Source organism: Ottowia sp. (assembly GCF_035325765.1).
GTDB lineage: Bacteria > Pseudomonadota > Gammaproteobacteria > Burkholderiales > Burkholderiaceae_C > Ottowia.
This window is the reverse complement of sequence record NZ_DAOKZG010000074.1, coordinates 1-8,198: the sequence shown is the minus strand read 5'-3', so window position 1 is coordinate 8,198 and position 8,198 is coordinate 1. Positions and strand designations below refer to the sequence as shown.

Sequence of the window (8,198 nt, the reverse complement as noted above, 5' to 3'; positions counted from 1 at the left end):
TCTCACGTGAAGTTCATCGCATAATGCCTTGACTTATAACACAGTAAGACTAGGACGCCGCCTGCTGCAGCGCGTCGCCCGCCGCGTGCAGCGCCTCGATGAAGCGCTGCACGGCGGCATTGCTGGACACGCGCTGCGCGCGCCGCGTGTAGCCCACGGTGCTGAAGGGACCGACGCCCGGCAGGGGCAGCACCGCCACCAGGCCGGCCGCGGCGAGCTGCGCCGCCACCGACTGCGGCATCAGCGCTGCCATGGGCCGGCGTGCGAGCAGGCCCACGTTGGTCAGGATCGAAACCGACCTGACGAGCCGCCGAGGCATGCCCAGCCCCTCGCGCTCGAAAAAGTCGCGCACCGCCCGATAGGCGACGGCATCGGGCGTCGGCACGATCCATTCGGCGCGGCGCAGTTCGGCCACGCTCACTTCGGCGCGTCCGGCCAGGGGATGGCCTGGGCTGACGACGACGCTCAGTCCCTCGTCGTACAAGGGCACGTGGACCAGGCGCATGCCGGGTTCGACGCCCTGCAGCGCGCTCGACGCATTGGCCGGCAGGAAGCCCACCATCAGGTCGAGTTCGCCGCGCGCCAACGCGGGGAACAGGGCGGTGTTGGGGCCCACGCGCACCGTCACCACCACGTCGGGCGCCAGCTCGCGCAGGCGCGAGATCGCCTCGGGCAGCAGCGCGGCCGAGGCCGTCAGCATGGCCCCCACCGTCACCTGGCCGGTGCTGCCCGCCTGCCAGGCATTGAGTTCGTCGGCCAGGTCCTGCACGCCGGCGGTCATCGCGCGCGCATGGCGCGCGAACAGCACGCCGAACTCCGTCAGTTGCACGCCGCGCTTGCCGCGCAGGAACAGCGGACTGCCGAGCTGCGACTCGAGCTCGCGCAACGACTTGCTCACCGCGGGCTGGGTCATCGCCAGCGCGCGCGAGGCGGCCAGGATCGACCCGGCCTCGGCGACGGCCTCGAAGATGGCGAGCTGCATCACGCGCAGCCGGCGTGCGAGCGAGGCGGCCGAGTGGGCAGGCCCGGGTCGCGGGCGGCCGCGCCCCGTCATGATCGGCGATTGGCGTGCAACCAGCGCTCGAGGCGCTGCGCGCCCTCGCGCAGGCGGGACAGGTCGCGCGACGCGAAGCACCAGCGCAGCCAGCCCTCGGCCTCGCTCCCGAAGGCGACGCCGGGGGCCAGGCCGAGCCCGGCCTCGCGCACGAGGCGCTTGGCCAGCGCCAGCGAGTCGTCGTGGCCGTCCACGCGCAGGAAGGCGTACATGCCCCCCGGCGCGCTGCTGGCGCGCACGCCCGGCAGGCCCTGCAGCAGCGGTACCAGGGTGTCACGACACTGGCGCAGGTGGGCCACGATGCGCGGCGTGATGGCATCTGCCTCGGCCAGCGCCACTTGCGCGGCGCGCTGCACGAATACCGGTGCGCACGAGGTGTTGAATTCGATCAGCTTGCCCATGTGCCCCATCATCTGCGTCGGCATCACGAGCCAGCCCAGGCGCCAGCCGGTCATCAGGAAGGATTTGGAAAAGCTCTGCACCACGGCCAGGCGGTCGTCGGCCTCGGCGAGATCCAGGAACGAGGGTGCGGCGCCGCTGGCGGTGTCGTCGCGGTAGTAGAGGCGCTCGTAGACTTCATCGGCGAGGATCCAGGTGCCGGTGGCGCGACAGCGCGCCAGGATGGCCTGCTGCTCGGTGCGCGAGAGCGTCCAGCCCGTGGGATTGTTGGGTGCGTTCAGCACCAGCAGCCGCGTCGTCGGCGTGATCGCCGCCAGCAGCGCGTCCAGGTCGAGCGTCCAGGCGCCATCGGCCCGCGGCCGCAGGGCCACGCAGCTCAGGCGAGCACCCAGGATGCGCGGCTGCGCCGTGAGATTCGGCCACACCGGCGTCACCGCGACGACCTCGTCCCCTGCATCCACGAGGGCCTGCATGGCCAGCATCAGCGCGTTGACACCGCCCGAGGTGATGGCAATGCGCTCGGCGTCGACCGGTCCATGCAGGACGCTGGTGTAGCCGGCGACCGCCTGGCGCAGCTCGGGCAGGCCCAGGTTGTGGGAATAAAAGGTCTCGCCGGCCTGCAGCGAGGCGACGGCGGCCGCGCGCACCGCCTCGGGCGTGACCTCGTCGCTCTCGCCGAACCAGAACGCCAGCACGCCCGCGCGCCCCATGCCGGCATTGGCGACTTCGCGGATCCTGGATTCCTCCAGGTCGAGGATGGCTTGACGCATGGACGATTCACTCATGTAATGGATCAGGCCGCAAGCATCGCACAGCTGCGCCCCGCCCCCACCACGCCACCCGGAAATCCCCACCATGCCCGACCTGACGCGCCGCCTCGCCCTGGCGGCCTGCCTGCTCCCCATGACCCTGGCCGTGGGTCAGGCCGCCGCGTCCAGTGCAGCCCCGCCGCCCGATGCGCCAGCCACGCCCCAGGATCGCAAGGCACCGCGCCGGCGCAGCAGCGCGCGCGTGTCCCGCTACGCCAACGGCGAAACCGAGGCCCAGCGCCAGCGCCGGGAGGAAGCCCGCCTGAAACGCGAATGCCGAGGCCGCCCCAATGCAGGGGCCTGCCTCGGCTACACGCGCTGAAGCCGGTCGGGCGGCTCAGGCCAGCGGCACCGGCACGAACAACTGCTGTCCGTCGCGCTCGATCAGCAGCGCCACCGACTTGCCGGCCTTGGCCACCACGCTGCGCACCTGTTCGGTGCTGGTGGCTGGCTGGCCGTTGATCGACAGCACCACGTCACCGGGCTGCACCCCCGCCATGGCGGCTGCGCCGCTGGCCTGTTCGACCAGCAGTCCGCCGTCGACCTGGGCGGCGCGTTTCTCGTCCGGCTGCAGCGGCCGCAGCGCCAGGCCGAGCTTGCCCTGCTGCGCTTCGCCGCCCTTGGCCAGCTTGGCGTCGCCCGCCTTCGCGCCCTGCAGCGTCGCCGTCACCTGCTCGGCGCGACCGTCGCGCCAGACTTCCATCTGGAGCTTGTCGCCCGGCCGGGCCAGCGCGATGCTGGCCGGCAGGTCGCCCGAATCCAGGACCGGCTTGCCATCGGCCTGCAGGATCACGTCACCTGCCTTCAGGCCCGCCTTGTCGGCGGCACTGCCCTTCTCGACCTGGGCCACCAGCGCGCCTTCGGGCCTCGGCAGCTTGAACGAATTGGCGAAGTCCTGGTTGACCGACTGGATGGTCACTCCCAGGCGCGCATGCTCGACCTTGCCGTGCGCGACGATCTGGTCCTTGACGTGCGAAGCCAGCTCGATCGGAATCGCGAACGACACGCCCTGGTAGCCACCGGAGCGGCTGTAGATCTGCGAATTGATGCCGACCACCTCGCCGCGCGCGTTGAACAGCGGACCGCCGGAATTACCGGGGTTCACGGCGACGTCGGTCTGGATGAACGGCACGGCACTGTCGTCCGGCAGCGAACGGCCCTTGGCGCTGACCACGCCGGCCGTGACCGTGTTCTCGAAACCGAACGGCGAACCGATCGCCAGCACCCAGTCCCCGGGACGCAGCGCCTGGCTGCTGCCCAGCGGCACGGTCGGCAGGCCGGTGGCGTCGATCTTCAGCACGGCCACGTCGGTCTTGTCGTCGCGGCCGAGCACCCTGGCCTTGAATTCGCGCCGATCGGTCAGCTTGACAGTCACGTTCCTGGCACCGCGCACCACGTGCGCGTTGGTCAGGATCACGCCATCCGGGCTGACGATGAAGCCGGAACCCTCGCCGCGCACCGGCACGCCCGCGCCGGGGGCGCCGCGCGGCGAGAACTGGAAGGCGCCGGGTGGCAGGCCGAAGCGCTTCAGGAAGTCCTGCAGCGCCGGGTCGATCTGCGCGTTCGGCCCCGCATCTTCGTCATCCACCTGCTGCATGCCACTGGTGCTGATGTTGACCACGGCCGCGCCGTTGCGCGCGGCGATGCTGGCGAAATCCGGCGCCGTCACGGTCGCGGGCGCGCTGGCCTGGGCCACGACGGCCGGCTGCGCCTGGACCGGGCCGAGTTCGCGCACCGCGGTCGCGCCGACGCCGCCGAGCACGCCTGCCGCCAGAAGCGCGGCCACCAGCCGGGAAGATTTGAGTTGCAAGCGGTTCATCACAGTTCCTTTCAGGTCGCACTCCATCCATGGAGCCACGATGCGACTGTGACGGACCACAATTAGGCCGAACTTAAGGCGACGCTGAATAAGTCTCCGTGATGCGGCGCACCCTGCATGGGGATGGGATGCAAGGCGCGAAGCGCAGCAATAGCCGAAGCTATTGCGAGCATTTGCAACGCCGCAGACCGCCGCAGGCAGGGATGCGCAGCGCGCGAGGGACTTGTTCAGCGTTGCCTCAAGGCACCGACCGGCCAGCGCACCGCGACGCGCGCACCACCCAGCGTCGGCGAACTCTCGACCACGACCTGCGCGCCATGGCGCCGCGCCACCGCCTGCACGATGGCCAGTCCAAGGCCGCTGCCATGGCCCGCCGTGCCCGGCACGCGGTAGAAGCGATCGAGCACGCGCTGGCGCTCCCCGGGCGCAATGCCGGGACCGGAGTCGTCCACCGCCAGCTCGGCCGCGCCACCCGGCAGGCGTCGCACCAGCACGCGCACCTGACCGCCATCCGGGGCATGGCGCAGGGCGTTGTCGACCAGGTTGCGCAGCAGCACCGCCAGCGCCTCCGACTGGCCCGTCACCGTCAGCACCGGATCGCCCGTCGCTGCCAGCACGATGCCGCGTGCCCGGGCCTCGGCCGCGGCGTCGTGCACGGCGTGGCGCGCCAGCGCGGCCAGATCCACCGGCGCAGGCGTGCCGCGTGCCGCGCCGTCGTGGCGCGCCAGCGCCAGCAATTGCTCGACCAGGCGCGTGGCACGGTCCACGCCGGCCAGCAGCCGGCCGGTGGCCTGCGCACGCTCGGCCTCGCTGCCGGCGCGCTGCAAGCCCTGCACCTGCAGGCGCAAGGCCGCCAGCGGCGAGCGCAGCTCGTGCGCCGCATCGGCGGTGAAATCGGCCAGCTGCTGCCAGGCCGCCGCGAGGCGCGCCAGCAGGCCATTCATCTCTTCCACCAGCGGGCGTACCTCGGCCGGCAGGCCATCGGTCGGCAGGGGCGCCAGGTCGCCCGCGCCGCGCGCCGCAAGCTGGCGCCGCAGGCGCGCGATGGGCGCCAGCGCGCGCCCGACGACCCACCACACGATCAACATCAGGACCGGGGCCAGCAGCGCCACCGGCAACACGGCGCGCAGCGCGAGCTGACCGGCCATGCGCCGGCGCGCGCGCTCGGCCTGGGCGATCTGGATCACCTGGATTGGCGTTTCCAGCGCGTACACGCGCCAGTCCTGGCCGCCGGCACGCACGTTCGAAAAGCCGATCACCGTCTGCGGCGGCAGCAGCTGCGCCGAGGGCGAGCGGTACAACATGATGCCGTCGGCGCGCCAGATCTGCACGATCAGCTCTTCGGCGCCACGCCCCCGGCCCAGCGCGTCGTCGCCCAGCACGCTGGCAGCCAGGCCACCGGTGAGCGACAGCGCGACGCGCTCCATCTGGGCGTCGAATACCGCCTCGGTCTCGGCCAGCGCCGTGCGCCAGGTGATCGCCGCCTGCACCAGGGCGGTGATGAGCACCGCCAGCAGCAGCAGCGCCGTCAGGCGCGCGCGCAGCGAGGGCGAGGCGCGGTCGCTCGGAGGCGTCATCCGATTCGGCCGGTGATTGACGCGCGCGAACAATCCAACACCCATACGCAGAGCACGCGAGGATCTTGCAGGAGACGCAAAAGATTCAAAGTCGACTCTTGCGCATCTCTTTTGGCGTCTTCTGCGTGGCCTTCGCGTGTTCCGCACACGGACGTTTCCACATCAAACGGCCCCGCAGCGGCTGACCGGCAGGCGCGGGCAGCCATGGATTCGACAGCGGTCACCCCTTCTCCCCATCCTGCGCCGCCTTGGGCACCAGGTAGCCCAGACCGCGCACGTTCTCGATCAGGCCGGCGCCCAGCTTCTTGCGCACGCCGTGAATGTAGACCTCGACCGCGTTGCTGCTGACCTCCTCGCCCCAGGCATAGAGCTTGTCTTCCAATTGCTGGCGCGACAGCACGCGGCCAGGGCGCGCCAGCAGGGGCTCCAGCACCGCCCATTCGCGGGCCGAGAGCTGCACCGGCTGGCCGGCGCGCGTGGCCTCGTGCGTGGCCGGCACGACCCGCACCTCGCCCCAGACGTAGGCCGGTTCGGCCCGGCCGTGGGCGCGGCGCAGCAGGGCGCGCACGCGCGCCAGCAGCTCGTCGAGATCGTAGGGCTTGACGATGTAGTCGTCGGCCCCTGCGTCGAGCCCGGCGACGCGCTCGGACACGGCATCGCGCGCGGTCGCGATCAGCACGGGCAGGCCCAGCCCGCGCGCGCGCAGCGCGCGCAGCACCTCCAGGCCGCCCTTGCGCGGCAGGCCGAGGTCGAGCAGCAGCAGGTCGTAGTCCGTGGTCGCAAGCGCGGCATCGGCCTGGGCGCCGTCACGCACCCAGTCCGTCGCGTGGCCTTCGCGCCGCAGCGCGTCGTGCACGACCTCGCCGATCATGCTGTCATCCTCGACCAGCAGAATACGCATGGGCGGATTGTGAAGCCGGCACGCGACCCGCGCACGGCGCTCCGCACCGGCAGCAGGAGCAGCCATGGACATCCCGCACAGCATGCGCGCCGCCTTCATCCGGCGCACCGGCGACGTCGACCAGATCGAGGTCGCCGACCTGCCCGTGCCGCGACCGGGACCGACCGACGTGCTGGTGCGCATGACGGCCAGCGTGGTCAACCCGGTCGACCTGTTCGTGCGCTCGGGGGCCTATCGCACGCATCTGCCATTTCCCTTCGTGATAGGCCGCGACCTGGTCGGCACCGTGGTCCAGCCCGGGCCTGGCGTGTCGGGCTTTCGGCCCGGCGACGCGGTCTGGTGCAACAGCCTGGGCCACCACGGCCGCCAGGGCGCGTTCGCGCAGTACGCGGTGGTGGCGAGCGAGCGCCTGTACCCGCTGCCCAGTGGGGTGGCACCCGAGCAGGCGGTGGCCGTGCTGCACCCGGCTGCCACCGCCCACCTCGGGCTGGTGCGCGAGGCACGGCTGCAGAAGGGCGAGACCCTGCTGGTGGAAGGCGCGGGCGGCGCCGTCGGCAGTGCCCTGGTGCAGATGGCCCATGACACGGGCGCACGCGTGCTCGCCACTGCCGCCGCAGGCGACGCCCCCTGGTGCACCGCCTGCGGCGCCAGCGCGGTGTTCGATTACCACGATCCGCGGCTGGCCGAGCGCATCGCCGGCGCCGCCCCGGACGGCGTCGACGTGTGGTGGGACACCAGCGGCCACAACGACCTGGCGCGCTGCCTGCCGCGCATGGCGCCGCGCGGGCGCATCGTCGTCATGTCCGGCCTGGGCCGCGGCGACGTGCCGCTGCCGATGGGCGCGCTGTATGCGCGCGACCTGCGCCTGCTCGGCTTTGCGATCAGCAACGCCTCGGCGGACGAACTGGCCGACGCCGCGCGCCACCTCAACCGGCTGCTTGCCTCCGGCGCGCTGCGCGCGCGCATCGGCGCGCGCTTCCAGCTGGCCGACGCGGCGCGCGCGCATGCCGCACTGGCGGGCGGCCGGGTGCGCGGCCGCATCATCATCCTCCCTTAGCGCGACGCCAGGCCACGCGCGCCGCGCCGCGGTCCCGCTGCTATAGTTGTTCTGGCGCGCCGCGACGCTGCCGACGCCGCGCGCCGCGGGCGAGCCCAGCCGCATCGGCGCACGCCCTCCTCACTTGCAACCCCTGTCGGATGGATCTGGTCTACCTGCTGTTGCTGCCTTTCGCCGGCAGCCTCGTGGCGGCGCTGATGCCGACCCATGCGCGCACGGCAGCAGCAGTCTGGGCCGCGCTGGTGGCCGCCGCCGGCCTGGCCTGGGTGCTGTGGCTGTGGCCGGACCTGCAGGGCGGCGCGGTGCTCAAGGAAACGCACCGCTGGATCCCCTCGGCCGGGGTCGACCTGGTGCTGCGCGTGGACGGCTTTGCCTGGATGTTCGCCCTGCTGGTGACCGGCATCGGCACCCTGGTGGCCCTGTACGCGCGCTACTACATGAGCCGAGAGGACCCGGTGCCGCGCTTCTTCGCCTTCTTCCTCGCCTTCATGGGCGCGATGCTGGGCGTGGTGCTGGCGGGCAACCTGATCCAGCTGGTGTTCTTCTGGGAGCTGACCAGCCTGTTCTCCTTCCTGCTCATCG

Annotated in this window: 7 protein-coding genes and 1 pseudogene; 3 read left to right on the top strand and 5 right to left on the bottom strand. The window is 71.9% G+C overall.

Annotated elements, in window-relative coordinates; genetic code table 11:
- Nucleotides 1-49 precede the first annotated feature (49 nt).
- Together PKA16_RS15035 and PKA16_RS15030 are read right to left on the bottom strand one after the other, a co-directional pair.
- Nucleotides 50-1,054: a LysR substrate-binding domain-containing protein gene (locus tag PKA16_RS15035; RefSeq protein ID WP_324404375.1), complete on the bottom strand. Its 1,005-nt coding sequence runs from the start codon at nt 1,052-1,054 to the stop codon at nt 50-52.
- Complete coding sequence (locus PKA16_RS15030) at nt 1,051-2,223, bottom strand: pyridoxal phosphate-dependent aminotransferase (RefSeq protein ID WP_324404373.1); 1,173 nt, start codon at nt 2,221-2,223, stop codon at nt 1,051-1,053. Before PKA16_RS15030 ends, PKA16_RS15035 begins: the two co-directional genes overlap by 4 nt.
- Nucleotides 2,224-2,308: 85 nt before the next feature.
- Here PKA16_RS15030 and PKA16_RS15025 point away from each other — a divergent pair, with 85 nt between their 5' ends.
- Nucleotides 2,309-2,584, top strand: a complete 276-nt coding sequence (locus tag PKA16_RS15025; RefSeq protein ID WP_324404371.1) for a hypothetical protein — start codon at nt 2,309-2,311, stop codon at nt 2,582-2,584.
- A gap of 15 nt (nt 2,585-2,599) precedes the next feature.
- Here PKA16_RS15025 and PKA16_RS15020 read toward each other — a convergent pair whose 3' ends face one another.
- From PKA16_RS15020 to PKA16_RS15010, 3 genes are all read right to left on the bottom strand, one after another.
- The gene (locus PKA16_RS15020) at nt 2,600-4,081 is read right to left on the bottom strand and encodes a DegQ family serine endoprotease (protein ID WP_324404369.1); all 1,482 of its coding nucleotides are present in this window, start codon (nt 4,079-4,081) and stop codon (nt 2,600-2,602) included.
- A 227-nt stretch (nt 4,082-4,308) separates the two neighbouring features.
- The gene (locus tag PKA16_RS15015) at nt 4,309-5,658 is read right to left on the bottom strand and encodes an ATP-binding protein (RefSeq protein ID WP_324404367.1); all 1,350 of its coding nucleotides are present in this window, start codon (nt 5,656-5,658) and stop codon (nt 4,309-4,311) included.
- A gap of 220 nt (nt 5,659-5,878) precedes the next feature.
- The gene (locus PKA16_RS15010) at nt 5,879-6,559 is read right to left on the bottom strand and encodes a response regulator transcription factor (RefSeq protein WP_324404365.1); all 681 of its coding nucleotides are present in this window, start codon (nt 6,557-6,559) and stop codon (nt 5,879-5,881) included.
- Between the two features lie 64 nt (nt 6,560-6,623).
- On the opposite strand from PKA16_RS15010, the gene PKA16_RS15005 reads away from it, so the two are divergent.
- Nucleotides 6,624-7,616 carry an NADPH:quinone reductase gene (locus PKA16_RS15005; RefSeq protein ID WP_324404364.1) on the top strand — a complete coding sequence of 331 codons (993 nt, stop codon included), beginning with the start codon at nt 6,624-6,626 and terminating at the stop codon, nt 7,614-7,616.
- Between the two features lie 140 nt (nt 7,617-7,756).
- Nucleotides 7,757-8,198: pseudogene (locus tag PKA16_RS15000) on the top strand (monovalent cation/H+ antiporter subunit A); the annotation flags it as partial.

What these genes read in the sequence shown, in the direction of transcription:
- PKA16_RS15035 (WP_324404375.1), bottom strand. Translation starts at nt 1,054, where the DNA reads ATGACGGGGCGCGGCCGCCCGCGACCCGGGCCTGCCCACTCGGCCGCC.
- PKA16_RS15030 (WP_324404373.1), bottom strand. Translation starts at nt 2,223, where the DNA reads ATGCGTCAAGCCATCCTCGACCTGGAGGAATCCAGGATCCGCGAAGTC.
- PKA16_RS15025 (WP_324404371.1), top strand. Translation starts at nt 2,309, where the DNA reads ATGCCCGACCTGACGCGCCGCCTCGCCCTGGCGGCCTGCCTGCTCCCC.
- PKA16_RS15020 (WP_324404369.1), bottom strand. Translation starts at nt 4,081, where the DNA reads ATGAACCGCTTGCAACTCAAATCTTCCCGGCTGGTGGCCGCGCTTCTG.
- PKA16_RS15015 (WP_324404367.1), bottom strand. Translation starts at nt 5,658, where the DNA reads ATGACGCCTCCGAGCGACCGCGCCTCGCCCTCGCTGCGCGCGCGCCTG.
- PKA16_RS15010 (WP_324404365.1), bottom strand. Translation starts at nt 6,559, where the DNA reads ATGCGTATTCTGCTGGTCGAGGATGACAGCATGATCGGCGAGGTCGTG.
- PKA16_RS15005 (WP_324404364.1), top strand. Translation starts at nt 6,624, where the DNA reads ATGGACATCCCGCACAGCATGCGCGCCGCCTTCATCCGGCGCACCGGC.